At 72.8% G+C, this 23,168-nt stretch carries 23 protein-coding genes and 1 pseudogene; 16 read left to right on the top strand and 8 right to left on the bottom strand.

Features of this window, described 5'->3' with window-relative positions; all coding sequences use genetic code 11:
- Positions 1 to 87: 87 nt before the first annotated feature.
- A pseudogene (locus ACZ4W9_RS19195) lies at positions 88 to 999 on the top strand (acyl-CoA desaturase); the annotation flags it as partial.
- Here the strand turns inward: ACZ4W9_RS19195 and ACZ4W9_RS19200 are convergent.
- Positions 968 to 1,561, bottom strand: coding sequence for a GNAT family N-acetyltransferase (locus ACZ4W9_RS19200; RefSeq protein ID WP_467937171.1), 594 nt, complete (start codon positions 1,559 to 1,561; stop codon positions 968 to 970). The pseudogene ACZ4W9_RS19195 and the gene ACZ4W9_RS19200 overlap by 32 nt on opposite strands.
- A gap of 788 nt (positions 1,562 to 2,349) precedes the next feature.
- Here ACZ4W9_RS19200 and ACZ4W9_RS19205 point away from each other — a divergent pair.
- The 3 genes from ACZ4W9_RS19205 (at position 2,350) to ACZ4W9_RS19215 (ending at position 4,911) form a co-directional block, all read left to right on the top strand.
- Positions 2,350 to 3,225, top strand: a complete 876-nt coding sequence (locus ACZ4W9_RS19205; protein WP_467937173.1) for a helix-turn-helix domain-containing protein — start codon at positions 2,350 to 2,352, stop codon at positions 3,223 to 3,225.
- 95 nt (positions 3,226 to 3,320) lie between these two features.
- Complete coding sequence (locus tag ACZ4W9_RS19210; protein ID WP_467937175.1) at positions 3,321 to 4,136, top strand: SAM-dependent methyltransferase; 816 nt, start codon at positions 3,321 to 3,323, stop codon at positions 4,134 to 4,136.
- A gap of 271 nt (positions 4,137 to 4,407) precedes the next feature.
- Entirely contained in the window at positions 4,408 to 4,911 is a 504-nt protein-coding gene (locus ACZ4W9_RS19215; RefSeq protein WP_467937177.1) for a hypothetical protein, read from the top strand.
- A 62-nt stretch (positions 4,912 to 4,973) separates the two neighbouring features.
- Here the strand turns inward: ACZ4W9_RS19215 and ACZ4W9_RS19220 are convergent, their stop codons facing one another.
- Positions 4,974 to 6,062 (bottom strand): glycerophosphodiester phosphodiesterase family protein, encoded by a 1,089-nt coding sequence (locus tag ACZ4W9_RS19220; protein WP_467937179.1) that lies wholly within the window; start codon positions 6,060 to 6,062, stop codon positions 4,974 to 4,976.
- 161 nt (positions 6,063 to 6,223) lie between these two features.
- The gene (locus ACZ4W9_RS19225; protein ID WP_467937180.1) at positions 6,224 to 7,345 is read right to left on the bottom strand and encodes a PP2C family protein-serine/threonine phosphatase; all 1,122 of its coding nucleotides are present in this window, start codon (positions 7,343 to 7,345) and stop codon (positions 6,224 to 6,226) included.
- 250 nt (positions 7,346 to 7,595) lie between these two features.
- On the opposite strand from ACZ4W9_RS19225, the gene ACZ4W9_RS19230 reads away from it, so the two are divergent.
- The 4 genes from ACZ4W9_RS19230 (at position 7,596) to ACZ4W9_RS19245 (ending at position 11,254) form a co-directional block, all read left to right on the top strand.
- Positions 7,596 to 9,146: an APC family permease gene (locus ACZ4W9_RS19230; RefSeq protein WP_467937182.1), complete on the top strand. Its 1,551-nt coding sequence runs from the start codon at positions 7,596 to 7,598 to the stop codon at positions 9,144 to 9,146.
- Positions 9,147 to 9,639: 493 nt separating this feature from the next.
- Positions 9,640 to 10,251, top strand: a complete 612-nt coding sequence (locus ACZ4W9_RS19235) for a nucleotidyltransferase family protein (protein ID WP_467937289.1) — start codon at positions 9,640 to 9,642, stop codon at positions 10,249 to 10,251.
- Positions 10,248 to 10,526, top strand: a complete 279-nt coding sequence (locus ACZ4W9_RS19240; RefSeq protein ID WP_467937184.1) for a BON domain-containing protein — start codon at positions 10,248 to 10,250, stop codon at positions 10,524 to 10,526. The genes ACZ4W9_RS19235 and ACZ4W9_RS19240 overlap by 4 nt, the downstream gene beginning before the upstream one ends.
- Entirely contained in the window at positions 10,523 to 11,254 is a 732-nt protein-coding gene (locus tag ACZ4W9_RS19245; RefSeq protein WP_467937186.1) for a metallophosphoesterase family protein, read from the top strand. Before ACZ4W9_RS19240 ends, ACZ4W9_RS19245 begins: the two co-directional genes overlap by 4 nt.
- Before the next feature lie 145 nt (positions 11,255 to 11,399).
- Here ACZ4W9_RS19245 and ACZ4W9_RS19250 read toward each other — a convergent pair whose 3' ends face one another.
- The 3 genes from ACZ4W9_RS19250 to ACZ4W9_RS19260 all read right to left on the bottom strand — a co-directional run bounded on the left by ACZ4W9_RS19250 (position 11,400) and on the right by ACZ4W9_RS19260 (position 15,345).
- Complete coding sequence (locus ACZ4W9_RS19250; RefSeq protein ID WP_467937291.1) at positions 11,400 to 12,647, bottom strand: MFS transporter; 1,248 nt, start codon at positions 12,645 to 12,647, stop codon at positions 11,400 to 11,402.
- A gap of 443 nt (positions 12,648 to 13,090) precedes the next feature.
- Positions 13,091 to 14,080: an aldo/keto reductase gene (locus ACZ4W9_RS19255; RefSeq protein WP_467937188.1), complete on the bottom strand. Its 990-nt coding sequence runs from the start codon at positions 14,078 to 14,080 to the stop codon at positions 13,091 to 13,093.
- 449 nt (positions 14,081 to 14,529) lie between these two features.
- A complete protein-coding gene (locus ACZ4W9_RS19260) occupies positions 14,530 to 15,345 on the bottom strand; it encodes a class I SAM-dependent methyltransferase (RefSeq protein WP_467937190.1) in 816 nt (271 codons plus the stop codon).
- 54 nt (positions 15,346 to 15,399) lie between these two features.
- On the opposite strand from ACZ4W9_RS19260, the gene ACZ4W9_RS19265 reads away from it, so the two are divergent.
- The 8 genes from ACZ4W9_RS19265 to ACZ4W9_RS19300 all read left to right on the top strand — a co-directional run bounded on the left by ACZ4W9_RS19265 (position 15,400) and on the right by ACZ4W9_RS19300 (position 19,900).
- A complete protein-coding gene (locus ACZ4W9_RS19265; RefSeq protein ID WP_467937293.1) occupies positions 15,400 to 16,119 on the top strand; it encodes a GntR family transcriptional regulator in 720 nt (239 codons plus the stop codon).
- Between the two features lie 168 nt (positions 16,120 to 16,287).
- Positions 16,288 to 16,461, top strand: coding sequence for a hypothetical protein (locus tag ACZ4W9_RS19270; protein WP_467937192.1), 174 nt, complete (start codon positions 16,288 to 16,290; stop codon positions 16,459 to 16,461).
- Between the two features lie 60 nt (positions 16,462 to 16,521).
- Positions 16,522 to 16,878 (top strand): ATP-binding protein, encoded by a 357-nt coding sequence (locus tag ACZ4W9_RS19275; protein WP_467937194.1) that lies wholly within the window; start codon positions 16,522 to 16,524, stop codon positions 16,876 to 16,878.
- Positions 16,875 to 17,216, top strand: coding sequence for a hypothetical protein (locus tag ACZ4W9_RS19280; protein WP_467937196.1), 342 nt, complete (start codon positions 16,875 to 16,877; stop codon positions 17,214 to 17,216). Before ACZ4W9_RS19275 ends, ACZ4W9_RS19280 begins: the two co-directional genes overlap by 4 nt.
- Positions 17,213 to 17,770, top strand: a complete 558-nt coding sequence (locus ACZ4W9_RS19285) for a hypothetical protein (protein ID WP_467937198.1) — start codon at positions 17,213 to 17,215, stop codon at positions 17,768 to 17,770. The genes ACZ4W9_RS19280 and ACZ4W9_RS19285 overlap by 4 nt, the downstream gene beginning before the upstream one ends.
- 16 nt (positions 17,771 to 17,786) lie before the next feature.
- A complete protein-coding gene (locus tag ACZ4W9_RS19290) occupies positions 17,787 to 18,794 on the top strand; it encodes an NAD(P)H-dependent glycerol-3-phosphate dehydrogenase (RefSeq protein WP_467937200.1) in 1,008 nt (335 codons plus the stop codon).
- A 222-nt stretch (positions 18,795 to 19,016) separates the two neighbouring features.
- Positions 19,017 to 19,583 carry a RipA family octameric membrane protein gene (locus ACZ4W9_RS19295; protein ID WP_467937202.1) on the top strand — a complete coding sequence of 189 codons (567 nt, stop codon included), beginning with the start codon at positions 19,017 to 19,019 and terminating at the stop codon, positions 19,581 to 19,583.
- Positions 19,580 to 19,900, top strand: a complete 321-nt coding sequence (locus ACZ4W9_RS19300) for a DUF7701 domain-containing protein (protein WP_467937204.1) — start codon at positions 19,580 to 19,582, stop codon at positions 19,898 to 19,900. Before ACZ4W9_RS19295 ends, ACZ4W9_RS19300 begins: the two co-directional genes overlap by 4 nt.
- Positions 19,901 to 20,108: 208 nt before the next feature.
- On the opposite strand, the gene ACZ4W9_RS19305 is transcribed toward ACZ4W9_RS19300, so the two are convergent.
- Positions 20,109 to 21,512, bottom strand: coding sequence for a DUF7507 domain-containing protein (locus ACZ4W9_RS19305; protein ID WP_467937206.1), 1,404 nt, complete (start codon positions 21,510 to 21,512; stop codon positions 20,109 to 20,111).
- 383 nt (positions 21,513 to 21,895) lie between these two features.
- The gene (locus ACZ4W9_RS19310; protein WP_467937208.1) at positions 21,896 to 23,122 is read right to left on the bottom strand and encodes a cytochrome P450 family protein; all 1,227 of its coding nucleotides are present in this window, start codon (positions 23,120 to 23,122) and stop codon (positions 21,896 to 21,898) included.
- Positions 23,123 to 23,168 lie beyond the last annotated feature (46 nt).

Here is a 23,168-nt window from a genome sequence, read left to right on the forward strand (position 1 = left end):
CCGGGCCGAGAAAGGACCGTCATGTCCGCGGAGATCTCCGACACCGCCCCGCCGGCGGCCGGCGGCCGGCCCTGACCCACCGGCGGGCAACTGATGATCGGCGTCTTCGTCGCCGTGCCGTTCCTCGCGCTGCTCGCCGCCGTGCCGCTGGCCTGGCGGCACGGGCTCAGCCCCGTCGACCTCGCGCTCGCCGTCGCCTTCTACCTGGTCAGCGGGCTCGGCATCACCGTCGGCTTCCACCGGCACTTCACCCACGGCTCGTTCAAGGCCCGCCGGCCGCTGCGGATCGCGCTGGCGCTGGCCGGCAGTCTCGCCGTGCAGGGCCCGCTGATCACCTGGGTGGCCGACCACCGCAAACACCACCGGTACTCCGACCGGGACGGCGACCCGCACTCGCCCTGGCGGTACGGCCGCTCACCCCGCGCCCTCGCCAAGGGCATGCGCTACGCCCACCTGGGCTGGCTGTTCGAGACCGCGCACGCCCCGCCCCGCACCTACGCGCCCGACCTCGTCCGCGACCGCGCCCTGATGCTGATCTCCCGCCGCTTCGGCCCGCTGGTGCTCGCCTCCCTCGCCCTGCCCGCCCTGCTCGGCGGGGCGCTGACCCGGTCCTGGCAGGGCGCACTCACCGCGCTGTTCTGGGCCGGGCCGGTCCGGATCTGCCTCGTCCACCACGTCACCTGGTCCATCAACTCCATCTGCCACGCGACCGGTTCCCGCCCCTTCCGCAGCCGGGACCGCTCGGGCAACGTGTGGTGGCTGGCCCCGCTGTCCTTCGGCGAGTCCTGGCACAACCTGCACCACGCCGACCCCACCAGCGCCCGGCACGGCGTGCTCACCGGCCAGCTCGACGCCGGCGCCCGGCTGATCCGCTGGTTCGAGTGCCTCGGCTGGGCCTACGACGTGCGCTGGCCGGACCACCACCGCACCGCCCGGCGCCGGACGGCCGACGGCGGCCCGGCCGGGGTCAGCGGATCCGTTCGGCCGCCGCGCGGGTGAGGTGGCGGCGCGGCCCGGTGCCGCCCCGGGCCCGGCCCGGGCCGGACCCGGGGGCGTCGGCGAGCTGCCGGACGAACAGGCTGACGCCGGTCTCCTCCACGAAGTCGTTGCGGCGCATCAGCTCGGCGGAGGCGGTGTTGCGCCGCTCCACGTCCGTGACCACGCACACCGCGCCGGCCTCGGCCAGCCGCGCGCAGCACTCCCGCACCAGCCGGGAGGCCGCCCCGCGCCCCTGGTAGCCGGGGTCGACGGCGATCCACTCCAGGTAGCCCCAGTCGGCGCGCTGCTCGAAGGACAGCGAACCGAGCACGAACCCGGCGACCCGGTCCCCGTCGAGCAGCACGAAGCAGGCCGGGTCCGGCGCGTCCAGGTGCCCGGCGACGGCCGACAGCGACCAGCCGGTGTAGGGCATCGCGTCGGTGTCGTAGACCCGGTGGCCGAGGTCGAGTACGGCGGCCAGGTGCTCGAAGCCGAGCGGGCGCAGCGTCAGCTCGCCGGCGGGGGAGCCGGGCGGATCCTGCGGGGGCGGTGCGGCGGCGGGGTCGGTGGGCGTGTCGGCCATGAGCACTCCCTTCGGTGCGGCACTTCGCAGCATATGTCCGCTCCGGCGGTCGGGCACGACCGGTGCCGCCCGCCCTCGCTCCCCGGCCGGCCCGGACGCCGTAGGGGAGGCGGTCCCGGGGGCGGGGCGGCGAAGGCCCCGGAGGCGAGCCGGCCGGGGCCGCGGGCCCGGGGAGTCGACCGGAACGCTCGCCTCCGGGTGGAGCGGGGGCGCGGGCCGGAACGCCGGCAGCCGGTGCGCGGACCGTCCGGCCGCGGAGGTCCGGTCCGGTACGCGCGCCGTGGCACCCGCGACCCGGAGCCACCGGAGCCACCGGAGCCCCGGCGGGACGGTGCGCGGCCACCGTCGTGCCCGCGCGCCGGGGCGTGCCGCTCGCCCCGCCCGGCGGCGTCACGGCCCCCGCCGCGCGGGAGCGGTCCGCTGCGGTGGGTGGCCGGTGGCCGGGCGGGGGAGCCGTCGGGGTACGGGACGGAGCCGTCGCCGCGCGTCTTCCGTCCGGCCCCGTGCGCGGGGCCGCGGCAGGCGGGTCGGCCGAGCGGGTGGCGGATGCCTCCGCCACCCGCCCGAAGGCCCTGGCGGCGGCCTGTTCGCCCGCCGAGCCCGACGTGCCGTCCGCCCCGGGGGCCGGGCGGGCAGCGGGTCCACTCTGGCACCTGCCAACCACGGCCCGCAACCGGCAAGTTGAAATTTGCAAGTGGCGAAGTGCATGCTGCATCCGGCGGAACGTGATCGAATGGGCCGGAGCGATCCGCCTGCGCGGACGACCGGGAGCTGACGAGGGGGTGGGCGTGACCGTGGAGACCACGTGGGGCGGCGCCCCCTCCGTGCTGCGCATGATCCTCGGCAGACGCCTGGAGGAACTGCGCACCCGGGCCGGGCTCGGCTATGCCGAGGCGGGCGCGGCCATCGGGGTCAGCCATTCCACGATCCGCCGCATGGAGGCCGCCAAGGTGGCCCGGCTGCGGCTCCCGGACGCCGAGAAACTCCTCCGGGTCTACGGCGTCGTGGACCAGGAGGAGATCGACACCTTCCTGCAGTCCGTACGCGAGGCCAACAAGCGCGGCTGGTGGCACACCTACCGCGACGTCGTGCCCCCCTGGCTGCCCGCCTACCTCAGCCTGGAGCAGGCGGCCCTGCAACTGCGCGGCTACGAGAACCAGTTCGTGCACGGCCTGCTGCAGACCGAGGACTACGCCCGCGCCCTGCTCACCGCGTCCTACCCGCACGCGCCCGCCGACGTCACCGAACGCCGGGTCGCGCTGCGCACCCGCCGCCAGCAACTGCTGACCGGAGCGGAACCGCCGCGGCTGTGGGTGGTGATGGACGAGACCGTGCTGCGCCGGCCGGTCGGCGGCGCGGAGGTGATGCGCGCGCAGATCGACCACCTCATCGAGGTGGGCCGGCTGCCCCATGTCACCGTGCAGGTCATGCCGTTCGCCAACGGACCGCACCCCGCGCTGTGGGCCGGCGCCTTCCACCTCTTCCGGTTCCGGGCCCGCGAACTGCCCGACATCGCCTACCTCAGCGGACTGGCCAGGGCCGAGTACCTGGACAAGCCCGACGAGGTGGTGGTCTACCGGGAGGCCCTGGACCGGCTGAGCGCCCAGGCGCCGTCCGCCCGCAAGACCGAGACCCTGCTCGCCGCGCTGCGCGAGGAGTGGTGAGCCGCCGACCGCATCCGCCTTCTCGCACCACCCCGCGCACCCGCCCCCGCACGTCGACGCGAGGGCCCGACCCGACCCGAATGGGAGACACGGCGTTGCCCGAGAACGGATGGCCGGCCGACCGGATCGACACCGGGAACGCCCACTCCGCCCGCATCTACGACTACATACTCGGCGGCAAGGACTACTACCCCGCCGACAAGGAGGCGGGCGAGGCGATGGTGCGGGAGTGGCCCGCGCTCCCGGTGCACATGCGCGCCAACCGCGACTTCATGAACCGCGTGGTGCGCCGGCTCGCAGAGGAGGCGGGCATACGGCAGTTCCTGGACATCGGCACCGGCATCCCGACCTCCCCCAACCTGCACGAGATCGCCCAGGCCGTGGCCCCCGAGTCGCGGGTCGTCTACGTCGACAACGACCCGATCGTGCTCACGCTCTCCCGGGGCCTGCTGGCCAGCGCCCCCGAGGGCCGGACCGCGTACCTGGAGGCCGACTTCCGCGACCCGGCGGCCATCCTGGGCGCCCCCGAGCTGCGCGAGACGCTGGATCCGGACCGGCCCGTCGCCCTCACCGTCATCGCCATCGTGCACTTCATGCTGGACGCGGACGACGCGGTCGGAGTGGTGCGCCGGCTGCTGGAGCCGCTGCCCTCCGGCAGTCACCTCGCCATGTCCATCGGCACCGCCGACTTCGCCCCCGAGGAGGTGGGCCGGGTCGCCCGCGAGTACGCGGCCCGCGACATGCCGATGCGGCTGCGCACCCTGGCCGAGGCACACGAGTTCTTCGACGGCCTGGACCTGCTCGGACCCGGCATCGTCCAGGTGCACAAGTGGCACCCCGACGGCACCGGCGAGCCGGGCATCCGGGACGAGGACGTCGCCATGTACGGCGCGGTGGCCCGCAAGCCGTGACAGACCCGGGGCCGGGGTCCGACCCACCTCCCGGACCCCGGCCCCGCCCCTCCTCGTACGGCGCGTACGACGGGCCATGCGGCGGGCCGGGCGGTCGCCGTACCCGCGGCGACCGGAAGACAGCCCCCGGAACGACCGGAAGCGACCGCCCCGCGCGCGACCGGAGGAAACCACCCCCGGAACACGGAACCGGAGGGCCCGGAAAGCGGTCTTGAGGACCATGGACAGCCGGGATGGACCCGGTCACGAAGATTCCGGGGGAATGAGACACATGTCCGACCGCAGCCGCAAGACCCTCCTCACCGCCACGGCCCTCGCCGCCGGCCTCACCCTGGCCGCCGTCACCCCGGCCCTCGCGGGCGGCACCACGAGCCACGCCCCCCGCGCCACCGCCGCGGCCTCCTCCGCCCAGGGCGACCCGCGGGACGTCACCCAGCACGTGGCCGACTTCTACGGCGCCTACATCGACGCCGTCTGGGCCACCGACGACCCCACGGCCGCGGCGAGCGCCAAGGCCCTGCGCGGCTTCTACCTCTCCGCCGGGGCCCGCAAGGCGGTCGCCGCCTACGAGCAGCGCGAGCACGCCGACGGCATCCTGTTCGCGCAGAACGTGCCGGTGAAGTGGAAGGTGGCCGCCACCGGTTCCGGCGCCGGCCACGCCACCAGCAGGGTCACGCTCACCTGGAGCGAGGGTCCGCACCCCCAGGTCAGCCGGATCGACGTCCAGTCCGACCTGAAGACCCGGAAGATCACCGGCCTCAAGCCGGTCCGCTGACCCGGACGTGGGCCCCGCCCCGCCCCATTCGGGGCGGGGCCCACGCCCGCGCCCCGGGACGGTCAGGCGTGGCCGTGCGGGTGGTAGGGGCGGGGCAGCCGCATGCCCCGGCCGGCCATGATCCGCCGTACCCGGTCCGGGTAGTCGGTGATGACGCCGTCGACGCCCAGGTCCATCAGCGCCTCCACGGTCGCCGGGTCGTCACAGGTCCACGGCACCACCTTCAGCCCCCGGGCGTGCGCCTCGGCGACCATCGCCGCGTCGGAGTAGAACCGGAACCCCGGGTCGCCGACCTTGCCGCTCTGCGGGAAGCCGTAGTTGGGGGAGAGCGTCGTGACGCCGGGCAGGGTCGCCGCCGCCCGGACGAAGTCCCCGCCGTAGTCGTCGGCGTCGATCCCGCCGAGCCACGGGGACGCGCCGGGCCGGCCGACCTGGAGGAAGTCGTGATTCGTCAGCGCCACCAGCGGCCAGGCCGGCGCGAGCCGGTGCATCGCCCTCAGCGCGCCCCAGTCGAACGACTGGATGGTGACCTGCCGCTCGACGCCCGAACGGTGGATCTCCTGGTACACCCGGCGGACGAACACCTCGCGCGGCGTGGTCTGCTCGGGCGCCCCCGCCTCCACCTTGGTCTCGATGTTCAGCTTCACGCCCCGTGCGCGATAACGCTCGACCAGGTCCAGGACGTCCCTCAGCTCCACCATCCGGAAACCCTTCACGACCTCCTGCTCGGGGAAGCCGGGCAGTTGCCGGTAGCCGCAGTCCAGGGTCTTGACCTGGCCGAGCGTCAGGTCCTTGATGTACTTGCCGACATAGGGGTACATCGGGTCACCGGGCGTGACCGGGCCGGTGTCCCGGCACTTGACGCCGCTGATCTGCCGGTCGTGGTTGACGACCACCTTCAGGTCCCGGGTGACCTGTGTGTCCAGCTCCAGCGTGGACACCCCGAGCCGCAGTGCCTTGCCGAAGCCCTCCAGCGACTCCTCGGTGGTCATGCCGAGGCCGCCGCGATGGGCCTGGAGATCGAAGCGGGCCGGCGCGCCTCCCCCCGGCGCCGCGCGCGCGGCCCCGGGGGACAGCAGCGCGGGCAGCAGGGCCAGACCGGCGAGCAGCGGCGCGAACAGGCGTCGCGGGGGCAGGGTTCGTACGGGCATCGGGAACCTCACTCGGGTCCGGGCGGGCGGGGGAGTCCGCCGCCGGGCGCCGCAGATTCTCGCAACGCGGTGGAGCCCCGGGCCACCCTCCGGGCTGAACATCGCCGCACGGACGGGGCACGGACGGGTGAACGCCCCGCCCGTGGCCCCGCAGCGGCGGCTCACCCGTGGTGGCGGCGGCGCTCGGCGGGGGCGCGGTGCAGGGCGATGAGCGCGGCGTCGTCGCCGAGCCGGCCGCCGGCGTGGGCGAGCAGATCGCGCCGCAGGTGGTGCATCAGCGCCTCGGGACCGTCCCCGGTCCACCGCGCGACCCGGTCGGCGAGCGGATAGAAGCGGCCGTGTTCGTCCCGGGCCTCCACGACCCCGTCGGTGTAGAGCAGCAGGGTGTCGCCCGGCGCGAAGGAGAACACGTCCAGCGTGTGCCCGACGCCGTACTGCACCCCGAGGGGCGGCGAGGGGTGCAGGTCCGGGGCCGTGACGACGCGGCCGGGGCCCAGCAGCAGCGGCGGGAGATGTCCGCAGCTGGTCATCCGGGTCACCGGTGCGCGGTCCGGGATCTCCACGAGCAGCGCGGTGGCGAACCGCTCGCCCTCCTCCTCCGGGGGGTCCAGCTCGGCGGCGTAGCGGGTGATGCTCTGGTCCAGGGTGGCGGCCACGTCCGTCAGCGGAATGCGCCGGTGCGCGCTCTCCCGGAAGGCGCCGAGCAGCAGCGCCGCCTCCCCGATGGCGGGCAGCCCCTTGCCCCTGACGTCGCCGATCAGCACCCGTACGGCGCCGTCGCACGACGTCGCCGCGTACAGGTCGCCGCCGATCTGGGCCTCGTCCTCGGCGGCCAGGTACAGGGAGGCGATCCGCAGCGTGCCGATCCGCTCGGGCAGCGGCCACATCAGGACGTGCTGCGCGGCCTCGGCGACCGTGCGGACCCGGGCCAGCTGGGCCTGCCGGCGCTCGCGCAGGGCGCTGTAGACGACCGTGAGCACCACGAGCACGGCGAGGGTGATGATCTGCACGATGTGGTTCGTGGTGCCGATCCCGCCGTGGGTGACGCCGATGAGGAGCTGCGCGGCCATCGCGAGGGCGCCGACGCCCGCGGTGGTGCGGGGGCCGGCGAAGGAGGGGGTGAGCGCGGGGGCGATCACCAGGGCCGGTCCGAGATGGACGTCGTGGGGGGCCCGCACGTCCACCACGGTGATCGCCACGATGAGCGCGACGGGGAGCGCCGGCAGCGCGCGGGCCGACTGCCACGGCTGCCGCGGTCGTGCGCGTCCGGGCCGGGGTGCCATGCCTTCCAGCGTGCGCCCGGGGCGGAAGCGACGCACGTCACACCGGTAGATTTGGAATCGGACATTCCGGGTGGCTCTTCGATTCCCGAATACCGGACGGTGATCACGTTGCCTTCATCAAGCGGATCGGATAGCGTCATTCTCCGTTCAAATACCGGTTGGTTTGTCGATTCGGCCTGCGAAACAAAGGGTCTCTGTGGGTGTTCTGCTCCACCCTCAACCGAAATCGCAGCATTTAGCGTCCTGTGTCATGACACAGACGGCAATGACGCCGGACGCCCCTGACACGGCACCTGGCGACGGAGTACGGGGCAAGGGCCTCGGCGGCAATTCCATCGGCCTGCTGGGCAGCGCGGTCATCGGCCTGTCCACCGTGGCCCCGGTCTACTGCCTCACCTCCACGCTCGGCTCCACCGCGGGCGAGGTCGGTCTGCGGATGCCGGCCGTCTTCCTCGCCGGGTTCCTGCCGATGCTGCTGGTCGCCTTCGCCTACCGGGAGCTGAACAAGGCCGTGCCCGACTGCGGCACCTCCTTCACCTGGACGGTCAAGGCGTTCGGCCCGCACGTCGGCTGGATGTGCGGCTGGGGCCTGGTCATCGCCACCGTGATCGTGCTGTCCAACCTCGCCGGTGTCGCCACCACCTACTTCTGGCTGCTCGCCGGGGAGGTCACCGGCAGCGACGCGGTCTTCGGCCTCGACGGGAACAAGGCCGTGCACATCGCCACCTGTCTGGCCCTGATCGCCGCCGCCACCGCGATCAGCTACCGGGGCATGACCACGACGAAGGGCGTGCAGTACGCGCTGGTGGGACTCCAGCTCGTGGTGCTCGCCCTCTTCGTCGTCCTCGCCCTGCACAAGGCCCGCACCGGCGCCTTCCCCGGGCACGCCGCCTTCTCCTGGTCCTGGCTCAACCCCTTCGCGGTGGACTCCTTCGCCTCCTTCAGCGCCGGACTGTCCCTGTCGATCTTCATGTACTGGGGCTGGGACACCTGCCTGACCGCCAACGAGGAGACCGTCGGCAGCGAGAAGACCCCGGGCCGGGCCGCCCTGATCGCCATGGTCGTCCTGGTCGGCTCCTACCTCGTCACCGGTGTCGCCGCCCAGATGGCCGTCGGCTCCGGCACCCACGGCCTGGGCCTCGCCAACCCGGAGACCTCCGACAACGTCTTCGCCGCCCTGGCCGGCCCCGTCATGGGCCACCTCTGCGGCATCCTGCTCTTCGCCGCCGTCCTCGCCTCGGCCGCCGCCAGCCTCCAGACCACCTTCATCCCGGTCGCCCGCACGGTCCTCGCCATGTCGACGTACCAGGCCCTGCCCGCCTCCTACGCCCGCGTCCACGAGCGGTTCCGCACCCCCGGCCGGGCCACCGTCACCGCCGGCGTCGCCACCGGCGTCTTCTACGCGGTGATGTCGCTGCTCAGCGAGCACGTCCTGGTCGACACCATCTACGCCCTCGGCCTGATGATCTGCTTCTACTACGCGCTCACCGCGTTCGCCTGCGCCTGGTTCTTCCGCCGCGAACTCACCCGCTCCACCCGCGACACCCTCTTCAAGGGCGTCTTCCCGGTCCTCGGCGGGCTGCTGCTCACCGCCGTGTTCGGCAAGACGCTCTACGACATGTGGGACCCGGCCTACGGCAGCGGCTCCGCCGTCCTCGGCATCGGCTCCGTCTTCGTCATCGGGGTCGGCCTGCTGCTCCTCGGCGCGGTGATCATGCTGGTGATGCGGCGCCGTGATCCGGCCTTCTTCCGCGGGGAGGTCCTCACCGCCGGCACCCCGGCGCTCGTCGTGGAGGAGTGAACCCTGCCCGGGCGCCGTGTCGCGGGCGGCGCCCCGGGTACCCGTACGACCCCCGGGCCGATCAGGCGGTCCGGGTGCGAGGGTGCCGAATGGAGAGGTCATGACGCACGACGGGGAGGACACCGCGTACCCGCGGCGACCGGAGCTCACCGAACTCCGCCTCGCCCCCGACGATCCGGGCCGCGCGCCCACACCCACCGGGCCACGACCCGCGTCCGCTCCGGGCCCGGCCGAGCCGCGGCCCGCGTACGCCTCCGATCCGGCCGGGCCACGGCCGACGTACGCCTCCGACCCGATCGCGTCGCGCTCCGCGTACGCTTCCGGGCCGGCCGAGCCGCGACCCGCCTCCGCCTCGGATCCGGCCGCGCCGGGGCCCGCTTCCGTCGCCGATCCGACGAAGCCGCGACCCGGGTCCGCCCCCGAACCGCCCGCGCCGCGGTCGGCTTCCGTTTCCGGGGCCGCGGAGGCCGATCCCGCCTCCGGCCCGGAGACGATCGAGCCGCCGGCCCCGTCCGGCCCGGAGTCGGCGGAGCTGCCGCAGGACCGCAGCCAGGCGATCCTGGAGGCCGCCAAGCAGATCGGCGCCCTCCTCAAGCGCGCGGGACACCCCTTCGCGCTCGCCGGAAGCGTGGCCGTCTACGCCCACGGCGGCAGCCGCTACCTCCAGCACGACGCCGACTTCGCCATCCTGCCCGACGACGCCGACGCGGTGGCCGCCACCCTGCGGGAGGCCGGACTCGAGGTACGGGTCCCGCCGGAGGACTGGCTGATCAAGACCACCTGCCACGGGCAGAACGTCGACATCATCTTCTTCCTGGCCCACCAGCCCGTCACCCGGGAGATGCTCGACCGGGCCCACGTCCTGCCGGTCGACTCGGTGCTCATGCCCGTGCTCAGCCCGACCGACCTGATCCAGAGCCTGATCAGTGCCTTCTCCGAGCACTACTGCGACTTCGGCTCGGTCCTGCCGGTGGCCCGCGCCGTCCGCGAGAAGGTCGACTGGGACGCGGTCCGCACGGCCTGCGGCGCCGAGCCCATGCCCGCCGCCTTCCTCTTCCTCCTCGAACGGCTGAACGTGATCGACGCCCAGGAGGGGCAGCCATGACCGACACGAGCCCGCCGCCCCCGCCGGCGGCCGGGAACCTCGACTACCGCGTCGCCCACCTCGCCGAACACCTCGCCTCCGGGCAGCTCGGCGAACTCGGCGTACGACTCGAACTGCGCGGCGACGTCGTCCTGCTCACCGGCACCGTGCCGTCCACCCAGTGCCGCGACGACATCCTGCGCATGGCCCGCGAGGAACTGGCGGGGCACCCGGTCCACAGCGACCTGCTCATCGCCGGGACGGCCTCGCCCGACCACGGAGAGGACCTGACATGATCCGCGTCGCGGCCGTCGGGGACATACACATGGGCCCCGAGAGCCAGGGCACGCTGCGCTCCTCCTTCGAGACCCTGCCCGGGTGCGCCGACGTGCTGCTGCTCGCCGGCGACCTCACCCGGCACGGCACACCGGAGGAGGCGGCGGTCGTCGCCCGCGAGATCAAGGACCTCGGGGTGCCCGTCGTCGCCGTACTCGGCAACCACGACCACCACGACGAACGGCCCGAGGAGGTCACCGCGATCCTCCGGGACGCCGGCGCCCACGTCCTCGAAGGAGAGGCCGCCGTCGTCACCGCCGACGGCGCCCGGATCGGGGTCGCCGGGACCAAGGGCTTCGGCGGCGGCTTCGTCGGCCGCTGCGCCGGTGAGTTCGGCGAACCGCTGATGAAGGAGTTCGTCCGCTACACCCGCCGGTGCGCCGACGGCCTGCACAGCGCCCTGAAGGAGCTGGAGGAGCAGGACTGCGACGTACGCATCGCGCTGACCCACTTCTCGCCGGTGCCGGACACCCTGGCCGGGGAGCCGCCGGAGATCTACCCGTTCCTCGGCAGCTATCTGCTCGCCGAGGCGATCGACACCGCGGGCGCCGACCTCGCCGTGCACGGCCATGCCCACGCGGGCACCGAGCACGGCATGACCACCGGCGGCATCCGCGTGCGCAATGTCGCCCAGCCGGTGATCGGACAGGCCTTCCACGTGTACCACCTGCCCGGTACGGCGGCCTGATCCCGAGCACGTGCCCGATGCGGCGGCCCGCTCCCGGGCGGCGGCCCGGCGGCGGCCTTGTGGCCGGGCGCTTCCCGGCACGGCGGAGTGACCCCGGCAGGACCCGTCAGGCGGCGCACGGCGTCGTGCCCCCCGGCGGGACCTGTCAGGCGGCCGTGCCCAGGGCCTCGCGGCCGGTCAGGTCGCCGTCCCGGGCGGCCACCGGCACCGGTACCGGGCCGCCGCGGCGGCGCACCAGCAGCCCCGCGCCGATCGACCCGGCGATCAGCAGCCCGCCCGCCACCAGGGCGCCGCGCGCCCCGGCCCACTCCATGAGCAGGCCCAGCAGCGGCGGACCGCCGAGGCTCCACACCGTGCCGACGCTGCTCCACACCCCGAGCACCCGGCCGCGCAGATGCGGCGGCGGGTCGGTCTGGAGCACGGCCGTACCGGCGGTGTCGGAGACGGACTCCACGACCGCCATCGGCAGCACCAGCACCAGCAGCACCGCCAGCGACGGCGACAGACCGGCCACCACCTGGAGCAGGGCGCCCGCCGCCGCGAGCAGGCCCACGGTGCGCACGGACGGCCTGCGCAGCCGGGCGCCGAGGACCGCGCCGACGATGCCGCCCACGGCCAGCACGGTGGAGACCGTGCCGAACGCCCCGGCACCGCCCGCGAGCGGCCCGGTGACGAGGACGGCGAGGGTCAGACCGTAGTTGCGGCCGAAGACGGAGCTGAGCCCGGTGATGCCGGCGAGGGCGACCAGCCGGGGCCTGCGCACGAAGAAGGCCAGCCCCTCCCGCACGTTCATCGCGGCGTCCGCCGGTACCGCCCGCGGCCCGGCCCCCGCTTCCCCGGCGGCCCCGGGCGCCGGCCGCAGGAACGGCACCACCGAGGCCACGCACAGGAACGACAGCCCGTTGGCGGCGTACGCCGAGGCCGTGCCGAGGAAGCCGACGGCCACCCCGGCCAGGGCGGTGCCGGCCAGCCGGCCCGCGCTGTGCACCAGCGCGCCCACCCCGATCGCCGACGGCACGTCCGGCACGGGCACGAGATCGTTGCCGAGCAGCGCGCAGGCCGGCCCGTCGACGGTGGCGATGACGCCGGTCACGGCGGCCAGCACCAGCAGCGCCGTCATGTCGATCCGGTCCAGCGCCACGAGCAGCGCGGTGGTGAAGGCGACCGCGCCGAGCAGCGCCTGGCTGACGGCGACCGTCAGCCTCCGGGGCCAGCGGTCCACCACCGCGCCGCCGAGCAGGCTCACCAGCAGCGCGGGCGCCGCCTGGACGGACATCGACAGACCGGTCGCCGCGGCCGAGCCCGTGATGTGCAGCACGAGCAGGTTCTGCACGGTGAGCTGCATCCACGTACCGGCGTTGGAGACGAAATTGGCCGCCGACCACCAGCGCATGCTCCGGTGGCGCAGGGACCGCCACGGCGAACGCGAGGCAGGGGCGTGGGCGGGCGTGGACACGGCGGAGGCAGAGGGCACGGCGGGGTACTCGACAACCAAGGGTGAAAGAGAGACCGGCGGGGCCCGTCGGGCCGGCTGCGTCGCACGGCCGGGCCGCCTGGTCAGGGCGCCGACCATGGTGGCAGACGGGACGGCCGAGTCGTCACCACGACGCCCGCGGCCCGGGCCCGCGGAGCCGGCGAAACCCCCTCCGAGCAGCCCCGTCGGCACCGGGGTGGAGTTCCTCACAGGCCCCACGTCTCACCGCCCGCGCGCTGGCCAGGGCACCCGCTGAGGACGGCGGCGGTCAGGGGCGGGCGACGGCGCGTACGTCCGGCGCGCACCGTCCGGGCGACCGGGCCCCGCCCTGCCCGGCCGCCGTCTCCTCGCAGGCCGACCGCCTACAGGTTGATGGCGCGCATCCCCGCCTCGTCGTACCGCTCGCCCGCCACCTCGGGCAGCTCGGCGTCGATGCGGGCCAGGTCCTCCCCGGTCAGCTCGATGCCGACCGCGGCGGCGTTCTGCTCCAGGTAGCCACGGCGCTTGGTGCCCGGGATCGGCACCAGGTCCTCGCCCCGGGCCAGCACCCAGGCGATGGCCAGCTGGGCCGGGGTCACGTCCTTCTCGGCGGCGATCTCCTTGACCTTCTCCGCGAGCCGGAGGTTCGCCGACAGGTTGGCGTCCGTGAAGCGCGGATTCGTACGGCGGTAGTCGTCCCGGTCCAGCTCGTCCGGCGAGGAGAAGCGGCCCGCGAGGAAGCCCCGGCCGAGCGGCGAGTACGGCACGAAACCGATGCCCAGTTCCCGGCACGCGGGCAGCACCTCGGCCTCCACGTCCCGCGACCAGAGCGAGTACTCGCTCTGCACGGCGGTGACCGGGTGCACGGCGTGGGCGCGCCGGATGGTCTCCGCGCTCGCCTCGCTCAGCCCGATGTGGCGCACCTTGCCGGCGGCGACCAGCTCCCCGAGCGCGCCGACCGTCTCCTCGATGGGCACGTTCGGGTCGACGCGGTGCTGGTAGTACAGGTCGATGTGGTCGGTGCCCAGGCGCTGCAGCGAGCCGTCCACCGAGCTGCGGACATGCTCGGCCGAGCCGTCCTGCGGCCCGATCGTGCTCAGATCGCCGGGCACCGCGCCGTCCATCCGGTAATTGAACTTCGTGGCGATCACATACTCGTCCCGGTGCCCCTTGACCGCCTCGCCGACCAGCGACTCGTTGGTGAGCGGGCCGTACATCTGCGCGGTGTCGAGGAAGTCGATACCGAGATCCAGGGCCCGCCGGATGGTCGCGATACCCTCCGCCCGGTCGGCGGAGCCGTAGAAGGCGGACATTCCCATACACCCGAGCCCGAGGGCCGAAACCCGAAGATCTCCCAGACTGCGCTTGTCCATGAGGTTCCTTTCGCACACCGGGTTGTCGTCTCTCCGGCGACGCTACGAGCTGAAGCGCACTCGAAGTCAAGGCGGGCTCCGGCATGCGGGTGGCGAGGGGCCCGCCCCGGGGTGGGCGCGGTAGCGTACCCAGGGCAAGACCGCCAAATGGCGGCAACGCCGCCTGTAGATCTCGTCCCGCCTCCCCAAGTCCCCCGTCCCCGGGGTAGCGGCGCCACCCTTCCGAACGCGGGCTCCAGGGGTGGGACTGCGGGAGCTCGCCGGGGAAACGCCCTCCCGTCATCCCCGGACGAGTCAGATGCTCTGGTCTGCCGGAAGGACGCCGCACCACAGCCCGGCGACAGCGACTCACCAGATACGCCGCAGGCGCTCGGCCTCGACCCGCGCCGCCGTCAGTACGCCTGAACTCTGCGCAGCCCCCACCGCCTTCGGGAGGCGGGGGCGCTTCGTCATGCCGGGCGGCGGCCGACTGCCAGCAGGTGGGAGCTTGCGGCCAGCAGCTCCGGATAGGGCTCCGCCATGCGCGCGGCCGTGAGAGCGGACTCGAACAGGGGCGTGTCGCGGAAGTCGTCACCAGTGTTCCGTTCGGCCGCCGCCAGCATCGACCAGGCCGGTCCCTCGATCCCGTAGACCTCGACGTCGTCGAATCCGGCCGAGGCCACTTCGCCGCGCAGCTGCTCCCCGCTGTGGAAGTACGCGGCGGTGAACGCCTTCTTCCCGTCGTGGATCTGGGCGTCCAGGATGCTGCCGATGCTCGCTCGGATCGCCTCCTTGTGGAGGTGCGCGAAGGCGGCGTGCTCGAAGAGGCTGGCGTACCGGTTGATGCCGGCTGCTGCGAGCAGGCCACCCGGCTTGACTACTCGGCGCGCCTCGGCGAGCGCCTGACGTCGTTCCTCGCCATCGATGAGGTGGTACAGGGGGCCGAGGAGCAGGACGACGTCGTACGACGCATCGTCGGCGGTGAGCTGGCGGGCGTCGCCCAGCTCGACCGTGGCACCTGTGCTCTTGGCCTGCTCGATGTGGCGCTGGATCGGGTCGACGAGGTGCAGCGAGTAGCCGTCCTCGACGAGCCAGCGTGCGTGGGCGCCCGGGCCGCCGCCGACGTCGAGGATCCGGGCCGGTGGCGAGGGAAGGTGGCGGCGTAGCAGTTCCTGGGTGCGCACCATCTCCAGCCTGCCGTCCGCTGTCGCGGTCAGTCGGTCCGCCTCATCAATGGTCTCGGTGTAGAACCTCACGATTTCCGGCGCTAGCTCAGGAAGTGTCATGAGGGCATTCTGGTTCTCGAAAGGTGGACCAGTCCAGTGATCGGAAAGACGCCCATGCCGTTGCTGAAGTACGAGCAGATCGCCGACGACCTCCGGACCCGGATCGCGGCCGGTGAGTTCGGTCCGGGTGAGTTGCTGCCTTCTGGCCGTGACCTGGCCGAACAGTGGCAGGTATCCAGGGCGACCGTGGTCAAGGCGTATGAGGTACTGCGGGCCGACGGTCTGGTCGTGGCGCGGCAGGGCGCCGGTTTCACGGTCGTGGAGACGCCGGTCGCGCGACCAGCCGGCGGCCGTCGCGCGGGTTCGAGTCGCGTCGCAGGCGGCGCTCCGTACCGTCGGCTGGGCATGCCGGATCGGCTTGTGCCACCGCCGCACGTCGCTGACGCCCTCGGCTTGGCGCCAGGTGAAGCGGCGCTGCGGCGCATGAGGCTGGTGCTGCTCGACGACGGCTCGCCCGGAACTGTGGTCACCGCCTGGTTCCCGCCTGACATCGCCGACGCGGCGCCCCGTCTGGCATTGCCCGGGCCCATCGCCGAGGGCACCACACACTACGTACGCCGGGAAACCGGCCGTTCACCCGCCGAAGGCGTCGACACCACTACGGTCCGGCTGGCCAGCAACGAGGAAGCCCACCTCCTTGAGGTGAAGCAGCCAGCGGCTGTGGCCGTAGTGCTGCACACGGCCTATGACCAGGAACATCGCCCGCTGGTCTGTGAGGAAGGCGTCACGCCGTCGCACGTCTACGAGGAGACCGACAGGTACCCGATGGGGTAGTAGCTCCTCCCGGTGACTTGACTGGATCGGTCCACCGGTCCAGTCTCTTCTTTGTGCCGCGCAGGTGCGCCGCGAAAGCGGCCGTGCTGTGCCCGGCTGCCGGAACACGAAGCCCGGCGACCGCTGACACGGCCCCGGGCGCGGCCAACGCCACTGAGGAGCGTCGACATGACGAACGGTACCGTCCGGCCCCAGCCCAGCGGGCGGGGAAGCGGGATGACGATGCCCGTCTACACCGTGGACCGTCACGGCATGATCATCCAGGACCGCGGCGCGGTCACCGCGGAGCCCAGGGACGAGCGCCTGCCCGCCGAGGCAGCACAGATCCGGCAATGGCGGTGATGGCCGTGGAGGGCAGGCAGCCGCCGCAGGTCCGCGTACTGCCCCGGCAGTACGTGTGCCGTGCCGGAAGCGCGGCACTTCGTGGTCGACGTCCTCAAGGACTGGGGCCTGCTCGGCGTGCTGGACGATGCCGCGATCGTCGTCACCGAGCTGGTGACCAACGCCGTCATCCACACCGAGACCCCGAGCGTCCGCATCGTCGTGCGCCGGATGACGCCGGACGCCGTGCGACTCATCGTCATCGACAAGTCGCCGGACCTCTGGCCCGACATGCGAACCGCCGGGCCGCTCGATACCACCGGGCGCGGGCTGACGGCGGTGGACGCAGTTACCAAGGGCTGGGGCTGCACCCGATTGCCCTGGGAAAAGCACGTGTGGGCCGACCTGAAGGTTGCTACCGATGGGGGTCCGGCATGACCACTTCGCCGACCAGGACCCTGTCCCGCATCCCCGCCGATCTCCGCCCGCTGCTCCCCCTGCCGCCCCTGGACGGCCTTTCCGACGCCAAGGCACGCGGAGCCGAATGCACTTGGTGCGACGAGCAACTGTCCATCGCCACCTCTGTGGACCTCGGGGAGCGCCCGGCCCAGGGCGGCTTCACGCTGTTCCTCCGCGGCTGCCACCAGTGCATCCTGCGGGCCGCGGTTTGTGCGTACTTCGACCACCCCGGTCCGTGCCGAGAGTGCGTCTACGACCTGAAGCCCTGCCCGGTCATGGACGCTCTCCGAACGCTGGTCCTGGAGCTGCCACGATGACCGTGCAGATTCCAGAGGTGCTCTACGACATGCACGAGTGCGTCTCCTGGTACGAGGTCCCCCGGCGCCTGCCCACGACGGCCGTGGCCGGCGAGGCGTGTGTCTGGTGCAACAGCCCGGCGGACGCCACCGCCGTGGAACTGGCCCCTTCCGCTGCTCTTCCCCGCGTGGCCTGCCGGCAGTGCTACTCGGCCCGGCTCTCTTGGTACATCACCTGGGCGGACTGGCACACGCACTTCACCGTCTGCACGGCGTGCCGGCAGCGTCAGACCTGCTATGTCGGCCACGGCCGCCGTCTTCTGCACGAGCGGACCGCAAAGGCCATCGACAAGAAGCCCGAGTGTGTCGCCTGCCCCGCCCCGCTGCTGCCGACGGAGCTTGAGGGCCTGCAGTGGCAGCGTCTCTACGCGCTGTGGGGGCAGCACGAGGCGGAGCTGCGTGCGCGGCTCGGCGACGCTCAGGCCGAGAGCATGCTGACCGAGGCCCACACGCGAGGGCCAAAGCTCCATCAGCGCCAGGCGCTGGTCGTTACATTGAGGCGACCTCAGAACTGAACAGGAGATGCATCGCATGGCTCGTCGTGTCGCCGTCTACGGAGCCGGGTCCTGGGGGACCGCGTTCTCCCTTGTCCTCGCCGATGCCGGGTGCGAGGTCAGGCTGTGGGCGCGCCGGGCGGAGCTGGTGGACGCCATCAACGCCACCCGCACCAACCCCGATTACCTGCCCCAGGCCGAGCTGCCGGAGAACGTCCGGGCGACGACCGACCCGGCAGAGGCGGCTCGCGGCGCCGACCTCGCCATCCTCGCCGTATCCGCCCAGAGCGCCCGAGCCCTCCTCCGCCGCTGGGCGGGGCAGTGGCATCCCCACACCGTGTTCGTGTCGTTGATGAAGGGCGTGGAACTGGGCACCGGAAGGCTGATGAGCGAGGTCATCGCGGAGACGGCCGGCGCGGGCCCCGACCGGATCGCTGTGGTGTCCGGGCCCAACCTCGCCGCCGAGATCGTTGCCCGCAAACCGGCCGCGAGCGTCGTTGCCTGCGCCGACGAGGACACCGCAGCGTGTGTCCAGACGGCCTGCCACACGGCGTACTTCCGGCCGTACACCAACACCGACGTCATCGGCTGTGAACTCGGCGGCGCCATCAAAAACGTCATCGCCCTGGCCGTCGGCGTCACCGTCGGCATGGGGCTCGGCGACAACACCAAGGCCGCCCTGATCACCCGCGGACTCGCCGAAGCCACGCGACTCGGTACCGCCATGGGCGCGGACCCGCTCACCCTCGCCGGACTGGCCGGTATGGGCGACCTCATCGCCACCTGTTCATCCGCGCTGTCCCGGAACCACTCTTTCGGCGCCCACCTGGGCCGGGGGCTGACCGTCGAACAGGCACGTGCCGTCACCATCCAGACCGCAGAGGGCGTCGCCTCGTGCAAGGCCGTCCAAGCCCTGGCCGAACGGCACGGCGTCGAGATGCCCATCACGCAGACCGTGGCCGACATCATCCACGGCGGCCAGGACCCACAGCGTGCCGTACACGCTCTGATGGCCCGCGCCGCCAAGCGTGAAACTCGCAGGTAGCAAGCTGCTGCTGTACCACCCGCCCCGCCGTGTGCCCGAGGACCGGAAGGCTTGTGTATGTGCAGGGGGCGCCGTCGCCGACGGGCCGGCCCCCGTGGCCGGCGGAGCGTCGGGGGTCGGCCATCGGCGGGGAGACCGTGGGTGTGCGGGGAACGGCTGACGGCGTACCCGCCCCGGGCCTACGATGCGCGCAGTGGACCGTCGCCAGTTCGCGGGAGCCTGATGGAAGCCGATCGTGCCGGAGAGAGCGGACTCGGCGGGCTCGCCGGCCTGGACCCTCGTCCGCGAGGGGTCCGCGGGGCGGAACCGGCGGCGGTGTCCGCCGAGCGGGGTGAAGAGCGGGGTGAAGAGCGGGACGTGCTCGAGCTGTACAAGCTCGCGGTGGAGATGGCCGACCGGGTGTCCGCGCGCCGGGGGACGGCCAACGCCTTCTTCCTCTCCGTGCAGACCGCACTGGTCAGCCTGGTCGGGTTCGGGATGCCCGAGCTCGCGGAGTCACCGTGGTGGGTGTCCCTGGTCATGGCCATGGGCGGCGTCACCCTGTCCTCGGCCTGGTGGATGCAGCTCCGCAGCTACCGGCACCTCAACGCGGCCAAGTTCACGGTCATCAACCACCTCGAAGGGCGCCTGCCGGTCAGGATCTTCACCGACGAGTGGGACGTCCTGAAGGGCGATCCGGCCGCCGGGCGGCTGAAGCGGTACGCCGAGCTGGGCACCTCCGAGCGCATCGTCCCGCTGGTGTTCGCACTGGCGCATCTGGCCCTGCTGGCAGGCACACTGTCCCTGTGACCTACCTTGATCCGCTCGCCGGACTGATCCGGTCCTGCCTGCCCCCGGACGCCACACCTCCCGAGGACTGCGACGACCTGTTCCGGCTCTACGCCGTGCTGCTGAGAGCCAAGGGGGAGCAGGTCCGCGACGAGGACGTCCACGACGCGTGGTCCGCCTGGATGCAGACGATCGACAGCGCGCACGACGCCTTGGTGCCCTTCGAGGACCTCGACCCGCGGACGCGTGCCGCGGACACGCCGTACACCGAGGCCATCCGTGCGGCGGCGCGTCACCTGAAGGGCATCCGGGATCCTCGGCCGCGCACGTCTTCCTGAACGAACGCCTCCCGTGGGCACATTGAGTGAGTGCCCTCTCGTTCCATGCCGTTCCGCGGCACGCGGTGATCGCCCCGCGCACCCCGCCGCGGAGCGAGCCGCACGGCACCGACGCCAGGGCCTGCGGAGGGGAGTGACCGCGAAGGCCCCGGTGCCGTGCGGACACGGTCCCGGGGCCTTCGCGGGGTGGTTCGGACGGCGGCGGTCGCTAGGCGCGCGCCGCGCACGGGTCGCAGCAGGACGGGGCAGGCTCGACGCAGAGGGTGACGGAGTCGGTGTTGTCGGAGGTGTCCGGTTCCGTCTCGTTGCCGGTCACCGAGGCGGCGTTGGTGAGCGGACCGGCCACCGTGGCCTTGGCCCGCAGGACGAGGGCCGCCGTGCCGCCGTCGGGCACGTCGCCGACCGCCCATTCGCCGGTGGCCGGGTCGTACGTGCCGGAGGCGCTGTCGGCGGACAGGAAGGCGAGGCCGTACGGCAGGTCGTCGGTGACGACGACGCCGGTGGCCTCGTTCGGGCCGGTGTTGCGGACGGTGATGCGGTACGTCACCGTCTGGCCGACGGTCACCGTCGTCGCGTCGGCCGACTTCGTGACGGCCAGGTCGGCGGCGGGAAGGACCTCGGTGACCTGCTCGTTCGACGTGGCGGTCAGCGGCTGCGGGGTGCCGCCGAGCCGGTTCTCGTAGGTGGCGGTGGCGGTGTTGCTCAGCCGCGTGCCGCCGGCGGACCGGTCGATGACCACCCGGTACTCCACCGTGGTGCCCGCCGGTACGGTCTCGGTGCTGGGCAGGCTGCCGCCCTGCCCGGCGGACGCGCCGTTGCCCAGGTGGAAGACGACCGTGTTGGTGTCCTCGTCGAAGTACGCCTCGTCGTCGCCCTGCGCGTCGGTCTTCGCCCCCGCGTTGGGGCCGTCGACGATGCGCAGGGATCCGGGAACGTACGTCGTGCCCTCGGGGATGTCGTCGGTCAGCACGAGGTTCTCCGCCGCGCCCCCGCCCTCGTTCTTCGCGGTCAGGCGGTAGGTGATCACATCGCCCACCTCCAGCGGCCCGACGGGGATGGCGGACTTGGTCAGCTCCACGAAGGGAGCGGTGCCGAAGAAGATGCCGTCGAGGAAGTTGCCGACGCTGCGGTTGCCGCCGGCCGCGGAGACGGACCGGAAGGAGAAGCGCGTCGTCGTCTGTCCCGCCGGGACGGTGTAGGTGCCGGTGTAGAAACCCCAGGCGGTGGTGCCGTCGGTGAAGCGCCGCTGTTCCACCGGCGAGCCCGGCGCGCCGATGTCCAGGGCCATGGTGTCCTGCCCCAGCCGGCCGCGGTGGTAGAGCCGCCAGTACAGCGTGGACCCGGGCGTGGTCGGCAGGTCCTGGTAGAGCGTGGAGACCTCGTTGGCGTTCAGCTCGGCGAACTGGGAGCCCTCGGCCGAGGGCACGCCGTTGAAGCCCGACCGCCACAGCTCGATCATGTGGTCGGACGCGGTGGTGCGCCAGCCCGGGACCCGTGTGGGCGCCTGCGTCTGCGAGGCGTCCGGCAGGATCGCCATGTCGGCGACCGGAGGCTGTTCGAAGCCGCCGTTGACGAGCGCGACCCGGAGCGGAGGGGCGGGAGGTGTGGTCATGGGTCTTCCCCTTGCGTCGGCGTTGCCGGAGTGCGCCCCCGACCGGCCCCGAATGCGCCGGTGGCGACGCCCGTACGCCAGTCAGGGCAGCGCATTCGCGTGACCTCGGGAAGAGACGGCCGCACGGCTCTCGCCAACCTGCTAAGGCGGGTTTCAACTCCGTTGCGCCGATGCCCCTTTCACCCGGTCTTCCGTCGCCGACGGAACCGAGTCACTCCAGCCCCCCACGTATGCCCGGCACCGATCGCCAGCTCAGCCGCGGCCGAAAACTCCCGCCCGCTCCCGTGCCGCTCACCCTTTCCCAGGCTGAATCGACGAGCGCGAAGTTGACGCCCTCGGTGCACGGCACCACTGCCGTGCGCCGAGGGCGCTGCGCCGGTGCGTTAGGGGTTGAGTCGTACAGGCAGTTCGAAGAGGTCGTTCTGGGTGACCACCGGCTTGTTGCGCAGTTCGCTCGCCGGTACCGCCAGGTCCAGTCCGGGGAAACGGGCGTACAGCGCCGGCAGGGCGACCCCCGCCTCCAGCCGGGACAGTGCGGCGCCGGGACACACGTGCGGGCCGTGACCGAAGGAGATGTGCCGGTTGCGCGTCTCGCGGGTGATGTCGAACCGGCCGGCGGTCGGGCCGTGCGCGTGCTCGTCGCGGCCGATCGCGCCGTACGACACGATCAGCGCGTCCCCGGCCGGGATCACCTTGTCGCCGACCGGCACGTCCTCGGTGGCGAACCGGATCAGGACGTGCGAGGTGGGCGTGGAGTAGCGCAGCGTCTCCTCGATCACCGCCGGCCAGTCGGCCTGCCCGGACAGCACCAGGGCGCGCTGCTCGGGGTGGGTGGAGAGGTTGACGACGGCGTTGACGATCAGCGAGATCGTCGTCTCGTGGCCCGCCGCCACCATCAGCTGGAGCGTGGAGACGATCTCCTCGTCCGTGAGCCGGTCGCCGTCCTCCGCCGCGAGGATCAGCGCGCTGGTCAGATCGTCGCCGGGCTCGGCCCGCTTCGCCGCCACCGTCTCGGCCATGATTCCCGCCAGCTCGGTGAGGGTCGCCACGACCTCCTGTGGCGGGGTCTGCGTGGAGAAGAACTTCTCGAACAGCACCTTCAGCCGGGGCAGCCGCGCCTCCTCGATGCCCATCAGGTCGGCGATGACGTACATGGGCAGCGGATAGGCGAAGGCCGACTTCAGGTCGACGGTCCCGCCGTCCGCGGGCAGCGCGTCCAGCAGATCCTGGGTGAGCTTCTCGATCCGCTCCCGCATCCGCTCCACCCGGCGCGGGGTGAGCGCCTGCGCGACCAGGGTGCGCAGCCGGCGGTGGTCGGCGCCGTCCGCCGTGAGCATGGAACGGCCCGGGTTGGCCAGGCCGATCAGGGGCCAGTCGGAGGGTATCTCGCCGCGCTGCCAGGCCCCCCACACATGGATGTCCTTCACCAGGCGCGGATCGGTCAGCAGCGCCCTGGCCTCGGCGTGGTGGGTGACGGCCCACACCGGGACGCCGCCCGGCAGCTCGACCGCGGCGAGCGGGCCGGCCGCGCGCAGCGCCGCGCTCTCGGCGTCCAGGTCGGTGACGAAGGGGTCCAGGGCGATGCGGGATGCTGCGGTGCCGGTCGTCATCGTGACGTGCCTCCCAGGTCAGGGGTCGGAAGTGCGCGGGTACGGC

The sequence above is a fragment of the Streptomyces sp. NPDC029296 genome (assembly GCF_055569255.1).

Excerpts from the sequence above, each read along its gene's own strand:
- ACZ4W9_RS19260 (WP_467937190.1), bottom strand. The coding sequence starts at position 15,345 with ATGACACTTCCTGAGCTAGCGCCGGAAATCGTGAGGTTCTACACCGAG.
- ACZ4W9_RS19230 (WP_467937182.1), top strand. The coding sequence starts at position 7,596 with ATGACACAGACGGCAATGACGCCGGACGCCCCTGACACGGCACCTGGC.
- ACZ4W9_RS19310 (WP_467937208.1), bottom strand. The coding sequence starts at position 23,122 with ATGACGACCGGCACCGCAGCATCCCGCATCGCCCTGGACCCCTTCGTC.
- ACZ4W9_RS19240 (WP_467937184.1), top strand. The coding sequence starts at position 10,248 with ATGACCGACACGAGCCCGCCGCCCCCGCCGGCGGCCGGGAACCTCGAC.
- ACZ4W9_RS19290 (WP_467937200.1), top strand. The coding sequence starts at position 17,787 with ATGGCTCGTCGTGTCGCCGTCTACGGAGCCGGGTCCTGGGGGACCGCG.
- ACZ4W9_RS19305 (WP_467937206.1), bottom strand. The coding sequence starts at position 21,512 with ATGACCACACCTCCCGCCCCTCCGCTCCGGGTCGCGCTCGTCAACGGC.
- ACZ4W9_RS19255 (WP_467937188.1), bottom strand. The coding sequence starts at position 14,080 with ATGGACAAGCGCAGTCTGGGAGATCTTCGGGTTTCGGCCCTCGGGCTC.
- ACZ4W9_RS19215 (WP_467937177.1), top strand. The coding sequence starts at position 4,408 with ATGTCCGACCGCAGCCGCAAGACCCTCCTCACCGCCACGGCCCTCGCC.
- ACZ4W9_RS19250 (WP_467937291.1), bottom strand. The coding sequence starts at position 12,647 with ATGCGCTGGTGGTCGGCGGCCAATTTCGTCTCCAACGCCGGTACGTGG.
- ACZ4W9_RS19225 (WP_467937180.1), bottom strand. The coding sequence starts at position 7,345 with ATGGCACCCCGGCCCGGACGCGCACGACCGCGGCAGCCGTGGCAGTCG.
- ACZ4W9_RS19245 (WP_467937186.1), top strand. The coding sequence starts at position 10,523 with ATGATCCGCGTCGCGGCCGTCGGGGACATACACATGGGCCCCGAGAGC.
- ACZ4W9_RS19280 (WP_467937196.1), top strand. The coding sequence starts at position 16,875 with ATGACCACTTCGCCGACCAGGACCCTGTCCCGCATCCCCGCCGATCTC.
- ACZ4W9_RS19220 (WP_467937179.1), bottom strand. The coding sequence starts at position 6,062 with ATGCCCGTACGAACCCTGCCCCCGCGACGCCTGTTCGCGCCGCTGCTC.
- ACZ4W9_RS19295 (WP_467937202.1), top strand. The coding sequence starts at position 19,017 with ATGGAAGCCGATCGTGCCGGAGAGAGCGGACTCGGCGGGCTCGCCGGC.
- ACZ4W9_RS19200 (WP_467937171.1), bottom strand. The coding sequence starts at position 1,561 with ATGGCCGACACGCCCACCGACCCCGCCGCCGCACCGCCCCCGCAGGAT.
- ACZ4W9_RS19285 (WP_467937198.1), top strand. The coding sequence starts at position 17,213 with ATGACCGTGCAGATTCCAGAGGTGCTCTACGACATGCACGAGTGCGTC.
- ACZ4W9_RS19265 (WP_467937293.1), top strand. The coding sequence starts at position 15,400 with ATGCCGTTGCTGAAGTACGAGCAGATCGCCGACGACCTCCGGACCCGG.
- ACZ4W9_RS19270 (WP_467937192.1), top strand. The coding sequence starts at position 16,288 with ATGACGAACGGTACCGTCCGGCCCCAGCCCAGCGGGCGGGGAAGCGGG.